Source organism: Acetobacter sp. ESL1128 (assembly GCF_058505085.1).
Genome location: NZ_CP196370.1, coordinates 156,832 through 171,866, shown reverse-complemented (window position 1 = coordinate 171,866; position 15,035 = coordinate 156,832). Strand labels below are relative to the sequence as shown.

Annotated in this window: 22 protein-coding genes; 18 read left to right on the top strand and 4 right to left on the bottom strand. The window is 61.2% G+C overall.

Annotated features, from left to right (window positions below; translation table 11 throughout):
• Window positions 1–83: 83 nt before the first annotated feature.
• The 6 genes from ACSYTG_RS13895 to ACSYTG_RS13870 all read left to right on the top strand — a co-directional run bounded on the left by ACSYTG_RS13895 (window position 84) and on the right by ACSYTG_RS13870 (window position 2,495).
• Window positions 84–356, top strand: a complete 273-nt coding sequence (locus tag ACSYTG_RS13895) for a hypothetical protein (RefSeq protein ID WP_025828794.1) — start codon at window positions 84–86, stop codon at window positions 354–356.
• Entirely contained in the window at window positions 353–529 is a 177-nt protein-coding gene (locus ACSYTG_RS13890; protein WP_489784193.1) for a hypothetical protein, read from the top strand. Before ACSYTG_RS13895 ends, ACSYTG_RS13890 begins: the two co-directional genes overlap by 4 nt.
• 22 nt (window positions 530–551) lie before the next feature.
• Window positions 552–932 (top strand): hypothetical protein, encoded by a 381-nt coding sequence (locus ACSYTG_RS13885; protein WP_489784192.1) that lies wholly within the window; start codon window positions 552–554, stop codon window positions 930–932.
• 83 nt (window positions 933–1,015) lie between these two features.
• Window positions 1,016–1,252 carry a hypothetical protein gene (locus ACSYTG_RS13880; RefSeq protein WP_415499075.1) on the top strand — a complete coding sequence of 79 codons (237 nt, stop codon included), beginning with the start codon at window positions 1,016–1,018 and terminating at the stop codon, window positions 1,250–1,252.
• Window positions 1,249–2,229, top strand: a complete 981-nt coding sequence (locus ACSYTG_RS13875) for a DNA/RNA non-specific endonuclease (RefSeq protein ID WP_491706482.1) — start codon at window positions 1,249–1,251, stop codon at window positions 2,227–2,229. The genes ACSYTG_RS13880 and ACSYTG_RS13875 overlap by 4 nt, the downstream gene beginning before the upstream one ends.
• 5 nt (window positions 2,230–2,234) lie before the next feature.
• Complete coding sequence (locus tag ACSYTG_RS13870; protein WP_415499077.1) at window positions 2,235–2,495, top strand: hypothetical protein; 261 nt, start codon at window positions 2,235–2,237, stop codon at window positions 2,493–2,495.
• Between the two features lie 4 nt (window positions 2,496–2,499).
• Here ACSYTG_RS13870 and ACSYTG_RS13865 read toward each other — a convergent pair whose 3' ends face one another.
• The gene (locus tag ACSYTG_RS13865; RefSeq protein WP_415499078.1) at window positions 2,500–2,763 is read right to left on the bottom strand and encodes a WGR domain-containing protein; all 264 of its coding nucleotides are present in this window, start codon (window positions 2,761–2,763) and stop codon (window positions 2,500–2,502) included.
• Between the two features lie 247 nt (window positions 2,764–3,010).
• On the opposite strand from ACSYTG_RS13865, the gene ACSYTG_RS13860 reads away from it, so the two are divergent.
• The 9 genes from ACSYTG_RS13860 (at window position 3,011) to ACSYTG_RS13820 (ending at window position 11,051) form a co-directional block, all read left to right on the top strand.
• The gene (locus ACSYTG_RS13860) at window positions 3,011–3,598 is read left to right on the top strand and encodes a DUF3991 domain-containing protein (RefSeq protein ID WP_489784191.1); all 588 of its coding nucleotides are present in this window, start codon (window positions 3,011–3,013) and stop codon (window positions 3,596–3,598) included.
• Between the two features lie 98 nt (window positions 3,599–3,696).
• Window positions 3,697–4,410: a hypothetical protein gene (locus ACSYTG_RS13855; RefSeq protein WP_489784190.1), complete on the top strand. Its 714-nt coding sequence runs from the start codon at window positions 3,697–3,699 to the stop codon at window positions 4,408–4,410.
• Window positions 4,388–6,415, top strand: a complete 2,028-nt coding sequence (locus ACSYTG_RS13850) for an ATP-dependent helicase (protein WP_489784189.1) — start codon at window positions 4,388–4,390, stop codon at window positions 6,413–6,415. The genes ACSYTG_RS13855 and ACSYTG_RS13850 overlap by 23 nt, the downstream gene beginning before the upstream one ends.
• A gap of 44 nt (window positions 6,416–6,459) precedes the next feature.
• Window positions 6,460–7,122, top strand: a complete 663-nt coding sequence (locus tag ACSYTG_RS13845; RefSeq protein WP_491706481.1) for an HD-GYP domain-containing protein — start codon at window positions 6,460–6,462, stop codon at window positions 7,120–7,122.
• A gap of 21 nt (window positions 7,123–7,143) precedes the next feature.
• Complete coding sequence (locus tag ACSYTG_RS13840) at window positions 7,144–7,674, top strand: hypothetical protein (RefSeq protein WP_489784187.1); 531 nt, start codon at window positions 7,144–7,146, stop codon at window positions 7,672–7,674.
• Window positions 7,631–9,013, top strand: a complete 1,383-nt coding sequence (locus ACSYTG_RS13835) for a DUF1173 family protein (RefSeq protein ID WP_489784186.1) — start codon at window positions 7,631–7,633, stop codon at window positions 9,011–9,013. Before ACSYTG_RS13840 ends, ACSYTG_RS13835 begins: the two co-directional genes overlap by 44 nt.
• A gap of 79 nt (window positions 9,014–9,092) precedes the next feature.
• A complete protein-coding gene (locus ACSYTG_RS13830) occupies window positions 9,093–9,545 on the top strand; it encodes a transcriptional regulator (protein ID WP_415499085.1) in 453 nt (150 codons plus the stop codon).
• A 74-nt stretch (window positions 9,546–9,619) separates the two neighbouring features.
• A complete protein-coding gene (locus ACSYTG_RS13825) occupies window positions 9,620–9,877 on the top strand; it encodes a DUF2312 domain-containing protein (RefSeq protein WP_415499135.1) in 258 nt (85 codons plus the stop codon).
• Between the two features lie 247 nt (window positions 9,878–10,124).
• Window positions 10,125–11,051 carry an ArdC family protein gene (locus ACSYTG_RS13820; RefSeq protein ID WP_489784185.1) on the top strand — a complete coding sequence of 309 codons (927 nt, stop codon included), beginning with the start codon at window positions 10,125–10,127 and terminating at the stop codon, window positions 11,049–11,051.
• Here ACSYTG_RS13820 and ACSYTG_RS13815 read toward each other — a convergent pair.
• Window positions 10,976–11,365 carry a hypothetical protein gene (locus tag ACSYTG_RS13815; RefSeq protein WP_491706480.1) on the bottom strand — a complete coding sequence of 130 codons (390 nt, stop codon included), beginning with the start codon at window positions 11,363–11,365 and terminating at the stop codon, window positions 10,976–10,978. The genes ACSYTG_RS13820 and ACSYTG_RS13815 overlap by 76 nt on opposite strands.
• Before the next feature lie 167 nt (window positions 11,366–11,532).
• Between ACSYTG_RS13815 and ACSYTG_RS13810 the strand changes: the two genes are divergently transcribed.
• Window positions 11,533–11,889 carry a hypothetical protein gene (locus ACSYTG_RS13810; protein ID WP_354859820.1) on the top strand — a complete coding sequence of 119 codons (357 nt, stop codon included), beginning with the start codon at window positions 11,533–11,535 and terminating at the stop codon, window positions 11,887–11,889.
• Window positions 11,841–12,695, top strand: a complete 855-nt coding sequence (locus ACSYTG_RS13805; protein WP_491706479.1) for a hypothetical protein — start codon at window positions 11,841–11,843, stop codon at window positions 12,693–12,695. Before ACSYTG_RS13810 ends, ACSYTG_RS13805 begins: the two co-directional genes overlap by 49 nt.
• On the opposite strand, the gene ACSYTG_RS13800 is transcribed toward ACSYTG_RS13805, so the two are convergent.
• Together ACSYTG_RS13800 and ACSYTG_RS13795 are read right to left on the bottom strand one after the other, a co-directional pair.
• Window positions 12,662–12,994, bottom strand: coding sequence for a hypothetical protein (locus ACSYTG_RS13800; protein ID WP_489784182.1), 333 nt, complete (start codon window positions 12,992–12,994; stop codon window positions 12,662–12,664). The genes ACSYTG_RS13805 and ACSYTG_RS13800 overlap by 34 nt on opposite strands.
• Before the next feature lie 73 nt (window positions 12,995–13,067).
• Window positions 13,068–13,484 carry a hypothetical protein gene (locus tag ACSYTG_RS13795; protein ID WP_489784181.1) on the bottom strand — a complete coding sequence of 139 codons (417 nt, stop codon included), beginning with the start codon at window positions 13,482–13,484 and terminating at the stop codon, window positions 13,068–13,070.
• A gap of 725 nt (window positions 13,485–14,209) precedes the next feature.
• Between ACSYTG_RS13795 and ACSYTG_RS13790 the strand changes: the two genes are divergently transcribed.
• A complete protein-coding gene (locus tag ACSYTG_RS13790) occupies window positions 14,210–14,887 on the top strand; it encodes a hypothetical protein (protein ID WP_489784180.1) in 678 nt (225 codons plus the stop codon).
• Window positions 14,888–15,035: the final 148 nt, after the last annotated feature.

Below are 15,035 nucleotides of genomic sequence, written 5' to 3'. Positions count from 1 at the left end.
CCGGCGCAAGCGCCGCCCTTAACCTGCGCGCCGGCCGATGAGGTGGCTGAAAGGGTCAGAAAAAAATCCAAAAGGAGAAAACGATGTCTGATCCTATCACTTTCAAGAACCTGCGCGTGGGAACACGTTTCCGGTTTGCAGCTACACCACACGGGAAAACCTACAAGAAGGTTGGGCCGAACCAGTACCGGATGGCAAATCACCCCCACCTCTTCCGGGCAGAGAACGAGACGCTGGTGGTGGCTTTGCCTGACCTTCCCGGAATCACCTCCAGCGAGTTCCTGCCTCTGGCCCGAGCCAGTCGCGGCAAGTGTGTTTCGTCTGCAAAAGACGTTCGGAAAGGAGACGGCGCATGAAGCTCTCTCCACAGACCCGACGGGACATCAAAGATGTTCTTGGACTATTGCTCGGCACATTCAGCCTCTTCGTGGTGATATGCGGAATACTGGTTGGCCCGGACATTCTGGCCGCGATCGTGGCTGATCATCCCATCGCCATGGCGACGCATGCCCTTTTGGCGGCGCGCTGACCTGCTCTACGGAGAAAACAAGATGTTCAGACAGTATTATGCGGGGTGCTGGTTTGCGCCCCGTGACAACCCCCTGCGTGTTGGCCCGATTGCTGCGGGTGCGGTCTATCGCCTCCCGGAATATCTCGACCATGGACGATCCGTGCGCTGGCAGGTGTTGGCGTTCCTCAACGGGGTGTGCGCAGCCACACGCTTCAATCCGGCAACCCGGCGCTGGGAAGACCGGGTGATCTCGGGGCGTTCGGATCGTGCGTTGATCCGTCGCCTTGCCGACGGTGCGGTGCGTGAGGTGGCCGTGCGGCGCCTGATTGCTGTGGATGATGAGACGCCAGACATGGGGCGACCATCTCTGCCCGACGTTGGGCGTTGGCATCGGGGCTTTCATATCCGGCAGGCGGCTTAGGCCTGTCTTTGGCAGCCACGTCCCTGCCACGCGGGCGGGGACTGTGCGGCTTGTCAGTTTTATTGCTTTACGGAGAAAAGATTATGGTGCGTCAGACACTCTCCAATGTGACATTTGTGGAATTTGGCCCGCGCGAAATGCATCGTGCACAACCGCTCTCGCGCATGAAACCCGCGCGGCTTCTGCTGCGTGAGCAGGCGCAGCTGGAGAGCGATGCGGGCGAGGGCGTTCTGCGCGCATCGGAGTGCGCTGCTCTGCGGCGCCGGGCTGCACGGGCCGGGCGCGCGGCGCGCACGCTTTTACAGGATCTGGTCGCATGAGCGCGTGTGCTCTTGTACCCGTGGAAGAGGCGCGGCATGATACCGCCCACAGTCCTCGGCAATGGAGAAAGACCGTGTTCCGTTTCCCCCTGTGCGTGTCAGGTGCTGCCCTGATCACAGGCCTCATGCTTCTGACGGCAGATCCCCTGCGGGCCGCAGAGACCTGCACGCAGTTCGGCCCGGAAAACGCTCTGCCGGTGCTCCTGAATGAAAAACTTCAGCCTCGTACCACATTGCTGTGCAATACGGCCTATGCCGTCCTCAATTCCGGGCAGGTGCGCGAACCGCTCTGGTCGGCTGAGTATCTTGACGCCACAGCGGTGCAGGGTGGTCGTAAAATTGGCCGCACAACAAACACGTTTGTCGCTGATGACCGTTTACCGGCAGGAGAGGGGGCAACGCTGGCGGATTACCGTCGTTCGGGCTTTGACCGGGGGCACATGACGCCATCGGCCGATGCGGGTTCTGTTGAGACGCAGGAACAGACCTACACGCTCTCCAATGTCGTGCCCCAGACCGCCGCCCTCAACGAAGGGATCTGGACGGGTGTGGAAATGGCGGTGCGTGCCATGGCCTTGCGTGAGGGAGGGGTCTATGTGGTGACAGGCCCGGATTTCACCGGCAGCCGCCGTGCAATCGGTCAGAATGTGCTGGTTCCGACGGCGACATGGAAAGCGGTCTATGACCCGGTACGCCGCGAAGCTGGAGCCTATCTGTGCCAGAACACGGACAACCCGTCCTGTCAGACCCTGAGTGTTGCGTCATTGACCGCACGGATCGGGATTGACCCTTTCCCGGGTGTCGGGGAGGCTGTCAAAGCGCAGGCCATGGCACTGCCCGAACCACAGGCCAGCCCGTATGCGCCACGCTCGCAGGAGAACCGGGACTGGGAGCGTTTGCAGAAACGTCTGGAGCGCAAACTTGCGCGGGCTGGCATGAAGGCGCTTAGACATGCGCTCGAACAGGAAGAGGAGTGATCATAATGCCATGTAAAGCTTTCATCCCCTTTGGAGATGATGCACAGGTGCAGACCATTGATCAGATGACCGTGGAAAATGATCCCGCGCGTGTGAGCGTGTATGGGCGTCTGGACATTACGCATGACCGGGACGGGCTGGATAATGCCCGGGCTCTGGCGGCCCTGCTCAATGCGGTTGTCGCCCGGTTGGAGGCTGAATCGGCGCTGCCTGAGCATGCGCAGATAGCGCCCAGGACCCATCCAATGACCAACCCCTTCGCCTGAGGGGTTAAGCGGGTGTCGAGGCCCAATGATAGCCGCGTTTGATCTTGCGACGCAGCAGACGGGCAAGGGCATTCGCAGCGGTGCCTTCATCGGCGTGCAGGTCCAGACGCAGGCGCCCTGCGGTGCCGATCCTGCCCCAGCGTCGGAGAAGAACAGCGCCCCCGAACAGATCATGCTGGATGCTCATTTCGTAAAAGCGCCATGTGTTTCGCGCGGCATCAATGCGCGTCACGCGGGCTTCCAGGGGGAATAGAGGGATCTGTTCCATGCAATGCCCTTCATGTGGCTCACGCCCTGAGTATAGCGTGGTTGCGAAGGGAGTACCAGAACCGGCTCCCTAAGGGGAATGCAGCCCCCCTGAGACCCGTAAGCGGTCGGGGTCTCTGGCGGCCTGCGGGAAAAACGACGAGCAAAGAGCGCCACAACGCGATGCCATAGACTGGACAGAGTGTGAGCCAGTCGGGGTTTTTCCATGTGCGTTGGGTTGTACGGTAGTCTTTCCGCGCGATCAGTCCGTGGGTTCACCAGACGCCTTCGGCGGCCTACGGCTGTGGAACTATCTGATCCGTGAGCGCTGCCTGCCTGAAGCTATCGTGCGTGCGGCAGTGGCCAAGGGCTGCCTGCGTGACGGGTATCATGCCGCATGGTTCGCCCATACGGACGCGCAGGGTGCGGTCTGCGGCGCGGAACTGCGTGGCCCGGACACCCATCTCTGTCTGGGCGGTTCAGTCAAAACCCTGTTCCGTTTCCAGCCGGGCAGTGTTCAGCCGGTGCGTCGTCTGGTGATCTGCGAGGCGGCGATCGATGCGCTGTCTTTTGCCGCGCTGGATCAGGCACGTGTGCCGGGCACACTCTACGCCTCCACTGCCGGGGGTATGGGCCCTGAGACCATTGCCGCCATTCAGGCGCATCTTGCGGACATGAAAGCCCGGCCTGATGCGGTTCTGGTTGTCGCGACCGATGATGATGATGCCGGAAACGCATTCGCGGACACGCTCTACCGTCTGGCCGATGACGCGGGGGTTGCCTTCATGCGTCGCCTCCCACCCGATCGCGCCAAAGACTTCAACCAGACACTCAAAAACCGGGCGCAGGCCGCCTGAAACAGAAATGAATACGCAATCAATGGTGGCGCTGTACCCAGCGAGGCACGTCTGTCCCGCCTCGCGGATCCGGCGACTACTGTAACAAGGACATCTTCATGACAAACCTTACTCCTCGCTCGCACGAGCCCAACCCCCATGACGACAGTGATCCGCTGGATTTCCTTTCGAACCTAGGCGAAGACGTGAGTGCGGCGCAGCAGGCCCTGTTCGTGCATCCTGAACTGGCAGGCTGGCAAGAACGCACGCCCGGACTGGGCCATGAGATCCCGTGGACGATCGCTTCCTTTACGGATGAGACGGGCAGACGCGTGTCGGGATTGGTGGTGGCAGGCGACTTTTCAAACGGGAAGTGGGATCTGACGACAGACTTTGTGCTGTTCACAGGTCGAGCCCGCCATCCTGGCACCTTCCTGACGGTGAACGGTGCGACGGTGAATGCGCGTCAGCAGGGCAGCGTGCCGGGTATCGGGCCGCGCCGTCCGGATTGCATTGCGCTTCTGAAAGAGGTGCAGGCCGCCAGTGCGGCATGGGCGGCCCGGCCTGCTTTGCGGGCGCATTGGGCGGTGTTTGCAGCACGCCACGGTTGCGGGGCGATGCCTGACACGTTGGTCGAATTGCGGTTTCAGGATAAATGCTACCGGGGGTTGATCATCGACGGCACGCTGGATTCCACCGGGTTGTGGGACATGGAGCAGTTTGTGGAGCTGCTGTTGCCCAACGGCCGAACCGTGGGGCTGCTGGCCGATCAGGCTGATTCCGTGACATTCCTCACGGGAGGCAAACAGTATGACCTCAAACGTCGCGGCTGAAGATGCGCTGGCTGGCCTTACGGCCATGCAGCGTGAGGCTGCCTGCCAGGAAGGCCCGGTTGTCGTGCTCGCGGGCGCAGGTACAGGCAAAACCAAAACTCTTGTCGCCGGGGTGGTGGACAGGATCGTGCGACGCGGCATGCCAGCCCAGCGCATACTGGCGGTGACCTTTACCAACAAGGCCGCCGACGAAATGCGTACGCGCATCAATGCCGTGCTGGGTCTGGGTGCTGCCCCTTCGTGGATTGGCACGTTCCACGGGCATGGTCGCCGCCAGTTGCGGGCTGATCCCGAGATTGCGGTGCTGCGTCCGGGCTTCGACATCTGTGATGCCGAGGATAGCCGCCGGATCGTCAAGCGCCTGTTGCAACGGGCAGCCGATGATGGCGCATGGGACCCGGGTGATGCGGACACGTTCCGTGCCCGCGTACGTTCGGTTACCCAACGGATTGCTCTCATGAAGGACAGTCTGGTTCTACCCGATCAGGCTGAGGCCGTGCTGGACACTCAGATCGCGCGCTTTGGTGCAAAAACCGATGAGGACCTGATGGCCTGGCAGATGGCCGCGGCTCTCTACCCAGCGTATCAGGCGGCATTGCGCGAAGTGAACTGCGCTGATTTTGGCGATCTGCTGCTGTGGCCGACCGTGACCATGCTCCGCGATGAGCAATACCGTCTCGATTGGGCACGCCGCTTTGACGCCATACTGGCCGACGAGTTCCAGGACGTGAACCGTTTGCAGTATCTTTGGCTGAAACTGCTGTCGCGTGACCATGGAGAGCTTTTCGCCGTGGGTGACGACGATCAGTCGATCTATTCGTGGCGCGGGGCCAGCGTTGGTTTTATCCGCGACTTTCTTAGGGAATTCCCCAATGGGCGGATGATCCCTCTGGAACAGAATTTCCGCTCCACCGGTCATATCCTCGCCGCTGCCAACAGTGTTGTCGCCCGTGATCGCAGTCGGCTGGACAAGACCCTGTTCACTGAACAGGATGAGGGCGCACCCATCGAGATTGTCGCTTTCTCCGGTGGCCAGCAGGAAGCGCAGGGTCTGGCGCGCGAAATCGGTCGTCGCCAGCTCGCCGGTGTCGCCCTTGAGGATATGGCGATCCTCTACCGGTTTAATTTTCTCTCACGCATGCTCGAAGAGGAACTGCTGCGGGCGCATATTCCCTATGAGCTGGTCAATGATACGGCCTTCTGGCAGCGCGCGGTCGTCAAGGACGTGCTGGCCCTTCTCCGCCTTGTCGATAATCCCGATGCCCTGCAGGGTGATGAAGCGTTCCGGCGGGTCATCAATCAGCCTGCCCGGGGCGTGGGGGCCAAGACACTTGCTCGGATCGAGCAGCTGGCCCGGGAGGAAGTCGTCTCGCTGTTTGTCGCGGCCGAGAAGATTTACGCCACCAGCCAGAGTAAAACGGCCGAGCGGGTACGTGAATTCCTGCGTATGATCCGTGAAGAGACGCAAGGCAGTGAGACCGCACTGGGGACGCGGATGCGCATACTGGCGGAGCGTTCAGGGTATCTCAATATGTTGCGCGCGGCGGGAGAGGACGGTGGGGATGGCCTCGAAAACCTCGACGAACTGTTCTCCCTGGCAATGGACTTCACCCGTGTCGAGGATCTGTTCGATCATGCAGCCCTTGGTGCTGCGGCCTCCACCGAGGCGGGGCAGGGGCGTGTCCGCCTGATGACGATCCACGGTTCCAAAGGCCTTGAATTCGAGCATGTCTTTCTGATGGGGTGGGAGGACACGCTGTTCCCCGGTCTGTCGCCCACCAATCTCGACGAGGAGCGTAGGCTGGCTTATGTCGCTCTGACACGCGGGCGCCAGCGTGTGTCCATCAGCTGGTGCGCGTGGCGCAATGGCCGTTCGGCCGACATGTCGCCCTTTGTCGGGGACATCCCGCCTGAGGCCCGGTATTCGGGCTGGCTGGGCAAGGCGACAAGCCGTGCTGAAGCGTTGGCAATCAGGGCAGCACAGGATGAGGCGCTGGGGATCTAGCCCCTCGAAACAGCGTCACAACGGGTTCAGGCACACTGGCGTGCATGACACCCATATGCCCGTCCGCAACCAAGGTAGAGTTGTCACCTGGTTCGGAACACCGCCAGCTCCGGGCACTGGCACAACAGGCAGGTCTTGACCTCGATGGCCACGGTAACCGTGTGGCCGGCATGGCTCAGGCTCTTGGGCATGCCCATCAGGGCCTGCCCTCTACGGCACTGCTCGCGCTGGGCGCGCAGCTGCACGACATTGGCAAACGTCACATCCCGACAGAAGTTCTCGATGCGCCCCGGCGGCTGACGCCTGCCGAATGGACGATCATGCGTCTGCACACCATTCTGGGGCTGGAGATCCTGTGCCGGGCTTTGGACGAAGTGCCTCAGGATGTCGCTGACTGTGTGCTTCTCCATCACGAAAACTGGGACGGGTCTGGATATCCGATCGGGCTGTCCGGTGCGGCCATCCCTTTGCTGGCCCGGCTTGTCGCCATTGCGGATTTCATCGACGCCCTGGCGTCTCCGCGCGTCTACAAAACGGCCATGCCGCCCGATCTTGTCCGCACCCTCGTGCTCAGGGGGCGGGGTGTGAAGTTTGATCCCATTCTGACCGATCTCGCTCTGCGGATCTGGCCGGAGCTGCTGCAGGCCCGCGCTCAGGCGGGGCTTCCACACGCCGTCACAACGGACCCAGCGATACTCAAGCCCTGATTCACAGACAGGAGGTGCCTCATGGCCCGAAAAAAACAGAACATTACCCCGCGTATGTGGGACAAGCTCAGTGATGTAGAACAGGGGAAGGCGCGCCGCGAGATCATGATCGCGGTGCGTGATGCTCTCCAGAAAAGCCCCCATACGGCGCTTGAGTTGCGTGCCTGCGTGCCCGCCGAAATGAAGGGTGCCTTCCCCGTGGTGCTGCGTAGTCTCCTCGATGCAGGAGAAGTCGCATCCCTTGGCCACAGCGTCTATGCGGCCGTGCCGTGGATGCCACAGGCCAGTGCGGTCCGTGCTGATGTGACGGCAGACCTCATTATTGGCGTCCTGTCCAGCGAACGCCGCGCAGGCGCGGATGCTGCTGAACTGGCGGATGATTTATTGCTTCCCCTGACCCAGATCCGTGCGGCTCTGGCGGAGCTCGAGGAAGCCGGGCTGATTTGCGAAGCGAAGGCATCCGGTCATTACCGCATGATCAGCCGCCGGATGGCGATGGAAGTGCGACATGGCGCATCTGGTCGGATTTTTGCGGATGTGCGTCATGCGTGACTGGGTGACGTTTCCCGACGGGACGCGGGGGCGGCGGTCATGGGACGCCGACCCGCAGAGGGCAGGCGCCTGGCAGCACCGCCTGGCGCAGGCATGGGGCGGAGACGAGCGACCGGTCTGCGACTGTCGTTATCAGGGGCAGCCGATGGGGCTGTCCGTACACCGCTGTCTTCGCCCGCGTGATGGCCGTCAGGTTGAGGTCTATCATCTGGCGCGTCTGCGCAATCAGGGGGCTTTGCACGCTGTTGCCTGTTCCTTTCACGAGGCCGACCCGCGGCGTGATGGTCGGGGAGGATACGCCGATGGTGTGGTCCGCGAGCGCGATGATGGCAGGATTGGCATTGCCCTGCGCCGGGGGCTGCGTTGCATCGACGTGGCGGCCGCCCCGGCGGAGCCTGCGCAGGCCGCGCGACAGGGGGGCGGGCAGGGAGCGGTGCGACAGGCGCGCATGACCGAGCTGGGCCTGTTGCACCTGCTCTGGGAGGAGGCTGGTCTGAATGGCTGGAGCCCTCCTCTGGGACGCGTCAGGCGGCGCTGGTCTTTCGTCCGTGAAGCACTCGACAGAGCCGCTGTGCGGATTGTGCCGGCCCGCAACCAGACCTTGTCAGACAGGCTGGCCATGATTGGTTATGCCGATGAGGATGGTCCTGCGCTGTTGCGCGAGACCGCGCGGAGCTGTGGCGCCACGTGGAGGATTCTGCTGCTGGGCATTGTGGACGACATCGCAGTGGTGGATTGGACCAGGGGCCGGCAGTTCTGCTCACTGCGTTTCGATGGGGTTCAGGACTATCATCTGCGGGTCAGTGCTGCACCTATGTGGCATGAGCGTCTCACGCGCCGCTATCCGATGGCCATGGCGGCCCTGGCGTTACCCCGCGCAGAGCGCGTTATCCGGGTTGTGGGGCTGGTGACAGCAACCGTGCGGGTTGAAGTGAAGCAGGGTGAGGTTCTGGTGCGCTGTCGCGCGGATGACATTGCGCTCATGGAGGTTGAGCCTGATACGCTCACACCCGTGTCGAGTGCCCATGAACTGGCGATTGCCCGTGCGCTGGTACACGAGCGCCGGAGCTTTATCCGACCTCTGCGTTTCGATGCTGCGCGTGATGTGGTCCTGCCGGATTTTGTCCTGACGGATACCGAAGATGCGCGCGGCACACCCATGGAGGTATTCGGGCGGGCGGATGAAGCTTATGCGGCCCGCCGGGCAGAAAAGGCACGCTATTACGACGAGGTCTACGGGCAGGAGCATTGGTGGAGCTGGGATGCTGTCGCGTCTCCAGACCGCTGGCCCGCCTTCCCGACAGCGCTCGCGCGCGTGGGTGGGGAAGAGGATGCGTAATGCACGCCGCCTCACCTCTGCTGGCAGGATGGGACCGGAAGTTATCCCCAGAATCTGTGGACAGAATGGTGCGCAAGTTGTGACCGCTCTGGATAAACCCGGGGAGCGGCCGGTCCGCCATGCCGATGCTGTGCTGATCGGCACGGCTCTGGTGCGGATTGGCTGGCCGCTCCAGCAGCTATCGCGGCGCTCGGGCTATGGGCGGCACGAGATTACGCGGTGGATGCGTCAAGGGGGGATGCCTGAACCGTTCCGGGCATGGCTGATCGCTCTGCAGGCGGTTCATGTCCGTTATCCTTCTCCGCTGGCGATCACTGTCCGCCCGGGTGGTAATCGGCCACCTTTGGGGCGGTGGGGGGTGTTGCGGATTCAGTTGGTGATCGGCTGGTCGGAACGCCAGCTTGCGGGGTATCTGGGTGAGCATCGCACCGCTTTGCGGCGCCGTCTGGATGCAGGTGAGACACTGAACGCGCGGGAATCCCGGTGGCTGGAACTGCTCGAAGACGGCCATCGGCTTTATCCGCGGCCCTGACGGGCCGCGTTAACACGAAAGGACAGATCATGTTGGATGGACATTTCCATGAGGACAATGCTGAGGACAGCACCATGGATGCCAGTGCGGATGCAGCCGTAGGCGGGATTGCCGCAGATCGGCTACGCTCGATCATCGAGCGGGTGGAGCGGCTGGAAGAAGAGCGCAAAGCACTGTCCGGCGACGTCAAGGATATCTTCACCGAGGCGAAATCGGCGGGGTTCGATGTGAAGGTCATCCGCCAGATCATCCGCCAGCGCAAACAGGAACCTTCGGAAGTGGAAGAGCAGGAAACGCTGCTCGATATCTACCGGCGTGCGCTGGGAATGTAGGGCAATCCGGCTCACGACAAGGACATACCAAGGAAAAAGAGGGAATAAAACCAAAGGAAACACTCAGAAGGGACTTGGCGGCCCGAAGGGGCGGCTGACACGCCCTTCTGGGGCCGCCGGCATGCCAATCAACCTACGGTCCTTCGCTGCGCTACGGCGCTGCGCGTGATTGGCCTGCCTGTGGCGACCCCTTCCGGTTGCGTATCAGCCGCCCCTTCGGGCGGCGACGTCAGGAAGGAAAACACACATGGCCAGAAACAGCACATCTACAGACAATGATGCCCTCAGTGACCGTCTCGACCTGTATGCTGAGGTGACGCAGACCATTCTTTCCCAGATGGAAGGCGGCACGCTGCCATGGACACGGCCATGGAATACAACGGGGGCGGTCGGTCTGCCGACAAACGCCCTGACCACGAACCGGTATTCGGGGATTAACGTCGTTTTGCTGTGGCTTTCCGGGGCCATGAAGGGCTATTCGAGTAGCCGCTGGATGACCTATCTGCAGGCCATGCAGGTGGGTGGGCATGTGCGCCGCGGTGAACGCGGAACGATGATCGTGAAAGCGTCCACTTATGTCCCTCAGAGTGAGCGCGAACGTTCCGAAGGGAGCGAGGAAGACCCGCGTGCAGTGCCTTTTCTGAAGCGCTATACTGTCTTCAACCTTGACCAGATCGAGGGGGTTGACGTGCTGGAGCCAGTCGTCAGCACTCCGATTGTCGCCGATGCGGCACTGGACGCATTTGTCGACGCAACCGGGGCTGACATCCGGTTTGGAGGCGATGAAGCCTATTACGTTCCCTCACGCGATTACATCCAGTGTCCACAGCCAGAGGCCTTTGAAAACGCCTTTGACCTGTTCCGGGTTCAGTCTCACGAATTGGCCCATTGGACAGGTGCCGTGCACCGTCTGGACAGGACGTTCGGCCAGCGTTTTGGTGACGCGGCGTACCAGATGGAAGAGCTTGTCGCCGAACTGGCAGCGGCACAGATCTGTGCTGTGAAGGGCGTGCCGCCGACCACGCGTCATGCGGCGTATCTTCAGAGCTGGATCAAAATCATGAAGGCGGACAAGCGGGCCATTTTCACAGCCGCGCGTCACGCATCGACGGCTGTGGAGTTTTTGCTGGCCGCAGCGCAAGCATCGCCGGTGGACATGCGGCTTGCCGCCTGACGGCGGCGACGCCAGAGGCGCAGCGCCACCGCGCCCAGGGCTATGGCGCCGCTGATCCCGCGAAAGAGCTGGTCGATGATCTGGCTCTTGCGGGCAATCGTATCGAGCAGCTGCCCGCTGCTCTGATGCGAAAGCCAGTAAAGGACGGGCATGCTCAGGCGCGGCGTGTTGGCGACAACCATCAGGCTGGCCTGAAGGCCGATACCGAGGATGCCGTAAAGCACGAGCAGGCTCAGCCCGAAAACGGATACCCCATACCAGCAGAGTGAAACGGCGGGGCGGGCACGGGTAACAAAGGTGCGCAGAAAAAGCATCAGAAAAACCATAGCAGAAAAGAACAGGCGATCAGGCTGCCACAAAGTGTTGTGACGCCTCGCATGGGATCGGGGCGGCCGCAACGGTCGCAGGCTCGCGCTGCGCGCGTCCGTTGCCCCCGTCCCGGTCCCATGCAGCGGCAGAGGGATGAAGGAGAAAGATAATAATGCACACACAGATCGCCATTACTCCACTTTGGAAAGGTGTACCCTCGAACATGCCCGCAGATGTGCTGGCGAGAGGGCAACAGGTAGCCCTGATCTCGGTGTCGATTGCTCCGTGCGACAGGGTCTGGAGCGCGCGTGAGCGTCTGGCCGACGAGTTGGTGCGCGTCTGCTATGGAAGCGACATGCCCGAGTGCAATCGCACAGCACTGGCTTGCATGATGCGTGCTTTGGTTGAACAGGCGGTTCCCGGCCTGCCGAGCCAGCATGTGCAGCGCAATGCCCCGCCCCCGCCGCTGGATGATGGGGAATGGTATCGCCACTGGTTTGCCGTTACCCGCAGGGAGGGCAGCGTATGAGCGACATGGAGCTACCTGATGTGCGCGTCCAGGTACGTGGGCCTGCGCGCGATCGTGCGGCATTGCGGGACTGGTTACGTGCGGCATGTCGCGATACGGGGGGCTGGCCACCACCGGTCTTTGGGATACGCACGACCCGAAAGCTGCTGTCTTTCGGGCTGGAGCCCATGCACCAGAGTTTCTACACGCCACTCATGACCCGCCTTACGAGCCGGTATCCCCGGCTGGTGCACACCCTAACATGGGAAAACCCTGATGACACCTCGCGCTATGCCAAAACGGTGCTTGAGATATGGCAGGCTGGTCGTGTGCACAGGAGCGGGTATTTCGCGGCTCTGCTGGGTGTAACACGGCCCCGGCGGGGGCGCAGGACAGCCCGTGTCATGCTGTTTGAATCGGATACCAGCATCGCCGATATACGGCCCTTTGCCCGGGTGGGTGCGGGATTTCGCGGCATCCCGCCCGGTTCGCATGACATTGGCCCGTGGCGTGTTCTGGAGGCGTGGGTGCCGGAGCGACCAAACACTCTGTACGATCCTGCCCGCAATATCGTGCTTCATACCGTCTCTACGCAGGTGACGGTCATGAGCGACATGACCGCGTATGGCCGGATCGGAGCGAAGGAGTGGCTCGATGTGGATCAGCTGTCTCGGCGTTTTCCGGAACTGGCTGGTTGGTGCGCGAAATGGCGGGCCTATGAGGCGGATGCTGAAGCCCAGGCGCGTGAAGCGGCCGCGCGTTACGATCGCTACGCGCGCCGCATGAAAGTGCTTTATGGCCCGGACTGGGACGCAATTCTGTTCTGACGCGCTGGTGCGCTGTGAGATGGCCTCTGCCGGGCTGTGTGAGGCTGGGCAACGCTGTTACGGGCTTTGCCCCGTTCAGCATTGCACGGCTCACAGGCGATGCCTTTGCGGCAGGCCGTAACGCTGGGCATTTCGATCCAGCCGCTTTCCCACTCGCAGCGCGGGCAGGTGAAAAGTGCGACCATGCGCATACCCGGCTGGTAAACACAGCCGTGATCGCCGCAATCGGTCAGGTGCGCGAGGATGCGCGGCGCACTGCGTGGCCGCTTCCATCCGAACAGGTCGCCCTGTCGTGCCATGTCTGGCTCCTGTGTTTGGGAAAGGTCGGGGGCGGGTTGCCGGTTGGTCAGAGGACACCGGCAACTGCTGGGGTCAGTTCGCGGTGTGGGACTGCATTTCTCTGGCGGTTATTGTGGCACATACCCCGGACTCAGTGCCCCCTCTTTTGCACAGCCAATACAAACCAATGAAGGAAAAAACGTTCTGCGCAGTCATATGGGACGCAATGATATTGGCGATGTCGTAGAAACGCTCCGCGTGTGTGCCATGGCAGAAAATGTAGTCGCCCATGAACAGGATGGATAAGGCGCAGAAATTCACGAACAGGAAGATGAAAAACGCCTTGAGACATATTTCGACCAGTTCGAACGAGAAATAGACCAATCCCCGGGCCAGTCCGGAAATGACTTCCTGAACCGGTGAAGAGAAAATGTCCCGGATAAAGACCGGCCGGGGAGGCTGTTCAGGGTTTTCCTGAGATGTGGGAATGGTTTCTGGTGTTGGCGTCATGGTCTCTGCTTTCTGTTTGCGCGAGCGCAGTTCCGCTCGCTCTTTGCAGTATGACGCAACCGGTTGTGACGCCTGTCGGGCGGGCTCTGTCCGGGTATGGAGCACCGTGTCCTCCCGCGTGCTGCCCACAACTCCACAGTTACCTCCCAAGGGCCGCGCGCCACCAGACTCTTGGCGGTCGTGTCGCCCGGCCCTTGGGTCCCTCCTATGGATTTGTGGACAGTCATGACCTTGTGCCTGCCCCAGTACGCAAGGCCGGCGGTTTCACCAGACGCCTTCGGCGGCCTACGGCTGGCGCGTCACACGCGCCCTCTGGTGCAGCCAGTCCCTTGTGCCGGGGAGGTGGCCTTTTTGCTCAGGAGGCAAGGAGTGGGGTGGGGCGGCCATGCCTCTTGCCCACCGTTCTGCGTTGTGGGCGCAAGGGGGCGTGATGTATAGAACGATCAGAAATACAATAACAAAAAGAACCGGCACAATTTGTTCTTGTTGTAAAGACGTTACAATAAATACAGAAATCTAACGCGAAATAATGTTACGTTTATTCGTGCAAAAAAGACTGAAAAAACACGCTTTTATCGCAGTTTTCCGCGCTTTTTCTCTTGCTCTGTTTGTCGGTGTGTACTAATCTTTACTTGTTGAGAGGGAATAGGCCCGAACAACAAAACGCCCCGGTCGGTGTTTCGACCACCAGACCGGGACTAGCCAGAACAGAAAGGGTTGGTTTCATGTCCGACGTAAAGAACACTGTAAGCAAGGCGAACTCCCCCCGCAAGGGCGATGCCGCCGGTTCCGTCTCTCCCGCCCGCGCCCGTCAGTTCCACGAAACGGAACAGCGCATGAAAGCGCAGCGGTCTCCTTCTTTGGATAGTGTGCAGCTGCTGGCTCCCACGGACGACCAGATTGCTCTTATCAGCGCACGTTTCGGTCTGGACGTTGCAGACGTTGACGAAATGATTGGCCTCGGCCTGAGCACCGTTCGAGATCAGTATGAGGTGTTACGGCCCGTTCTGGTCACCTCTTTTAACGGCGAAGATGATTTTAAGGCGATCAAGATACATCTTGACCGTATCGTAGATGCGCTTGTGCGCTCGGCTCATGGTGCAGCGAATTACTACGAAACCCGCCGCCAGCTTGCAAAAGACGCAAAGGATAAATGGGCGAACGAACACCGCGACGACGACCGCATGGGCATCGACGGACAGGATAACTACACAGGCCGCCTGCGCCGGGTCGCAGCCGAACATGCAGTGAAGGCATACGCTCTGTACCATATCGCCAGCGGAGCCTGCACGGCTTATGCCGAAGTCATGGGCGAAGAATGGCAGCCCTACCAGTCCCGTGCGAATAACCGCACAGTGTCACAGGAAGCCGCCGCCGCTCTAGACGAGGCGCTTGGTATCTGAACAACAACCAGCCGGGCCGAAAGGCCCGGCGCACCAACACCAACGGCCGAGATGAAAATGGACGACTTTAAATCTGTGTGGCGTGAAGAAGGCGTGTGGTTTGCTGTATGCCCCGCCGGAATAGTGTATGAATTAATCTCTGAAAAAT

Excerpts from the sequence above, each read along its gene's own strand:
- ACSYTG_RS13895 (WP_025828794.1), top strand. The coding sequence starts at position 84 with ATGTCTGATCCTATCACTTTCAAGAACCTGCGCGTGGGAACACGTTTC.
- ACSYTG_RS13890 (WP_489784193.1), top strand. The coding sequence starts at position 353 with ATGAAGCTCTCTCCACAGACCCGACGGGACATCAAAGATGTTCTTGGA.
- ACSYTG_RS13885 (WP_489784192.1), top strand. The coding sequence starts at position 552 with ATGTTCAGACAGTATTATGCGGGGTGCTGGTTTGCGCCCCGTGACAAC.
- ACSYTG_RS13880 (WP_415499075.1), top strand. The coding sequence starts at position 1,016 with ATGGTGCGTCAGACACTCTCCAATGTGACATTTGTGGAATTTGGCCCG.
- ACSYTG_RS13875 (WP_491706482.1), top strand. The coding sequence starts at position 1,249 with ATGAGCGCGTGTGCTCTTGTACCCGTGGAAGAGGCGCGGCATGATACC.
- ACSYTG_RS13870 (WP_415499077.1), top strand. The coding sequence starts at position 2,235 with ATGCCATGTAAAGCTTTCATCCCCTTTGGAGATGATGCACAGGTGCAG.
- ACSYTG_RS13865 (WP_415499078.1), bottom strand. The coding sequence starts at position 2,763 with ATGGAACAGATCCCTCTATTCCCCCTGGAAGCCCGCGTGACGCGCATT.
- ACSYTG_RS13855 (WP_489784190.1), top strand. The coding sequence starts at position 3,697 with ATGACAAACCTTACTCCTCGCTCGCACGAGCCCAACCCCCATGACGAC.
- ACSYTG_RS13850 (WP_489784189.1), top strand. The coding sequence starts at position 4,388 with ATGACCTCAAACGTCGCGGCTGAAGATGCGCTGGCTGGCCTTACGGCC.
- ACSYTG_RS13845 (WP_491706481.1), top strand. The coding sequence starts at position 6,460 with ATGACACCCATATGCCCGTCCGCAACCAAGGTAGAGTTGTCACCTGGT.
- ACSYTG_RS13840 (WP_489784187.1), top strand. The coding sequence starts at position 7,144 with ATGGCCCGAAAAAAACAGAACATTACCCCGCGTATGTGGGACAAGCTC.
- ACSYTG_RS13835 (WP_489784186.1), top strand. The coding sequence starts at position 7,631 with ATGGCGCATCTGGTCGGATTTTTGCGGATGTGCGTCATGCGTGACTGG.
- ACSYTG_RS13825 (WP_415499135.1), top strand. The coding sequence starts at position 9,620 with ATGGATGCCAGTGCGGATGCAGCCGTAGGCGGGATTGCCGCAGATCGG.
- ACSYTG_RS13820 (WP_489784185.1), top strand. The coding sequence starts at position 10,125 with ATGGCCAGAAACAGCACATCTACAGACAATGATGCCCTCAGTGACCGT.
- ACSYTG_RS13815 (WP_491706480.1), bottom strand. The coding sequence starts at position 11,365 with ATGCTTTTTCTGCGCACCTTTGTTACCCGTGCCCGCCCCGCCGTTTCA.
- ACSYTG_RS13810 (WP_354859820.1), top strand. The coding sequence starts at position 11,533 with ATGCACACACAGATCGCCATTACTCCACTTTGGAAAGGTGTACCCTCG.
- ACSYTG_RS13805 (WP_491706479.1), top strand. The coding sequence starts at position 11,841 with ATGGTATCGCCACTGGTTTGCCGTTACCCGCAGGGAGGGCAGCGTATG.
- ACSYTG_RS13800 (WP_489784182.1), bottom strand. The coding sequence starts at position 12,994 with ATGGCACGACAGGGCGACCTGTTCGGATGGAAGCGGCCACGCAGTGCG.
- ACSYTG_RS13795 (WP_489784181.1), bottom strand. The coding sequence starts at position 13,484 with ATGACGCCAACACCAGAAACCATTCCCACATCTCAGGAAAACCCTGAA.
- ACSYTG_RS13790 (WP_489784180.1), top strand. The coding sequence starts at position 14,210 with ATGTCCGACGTAAAGAACACTGTAAGCAAGGCGAACTCCCCCCGCAAG.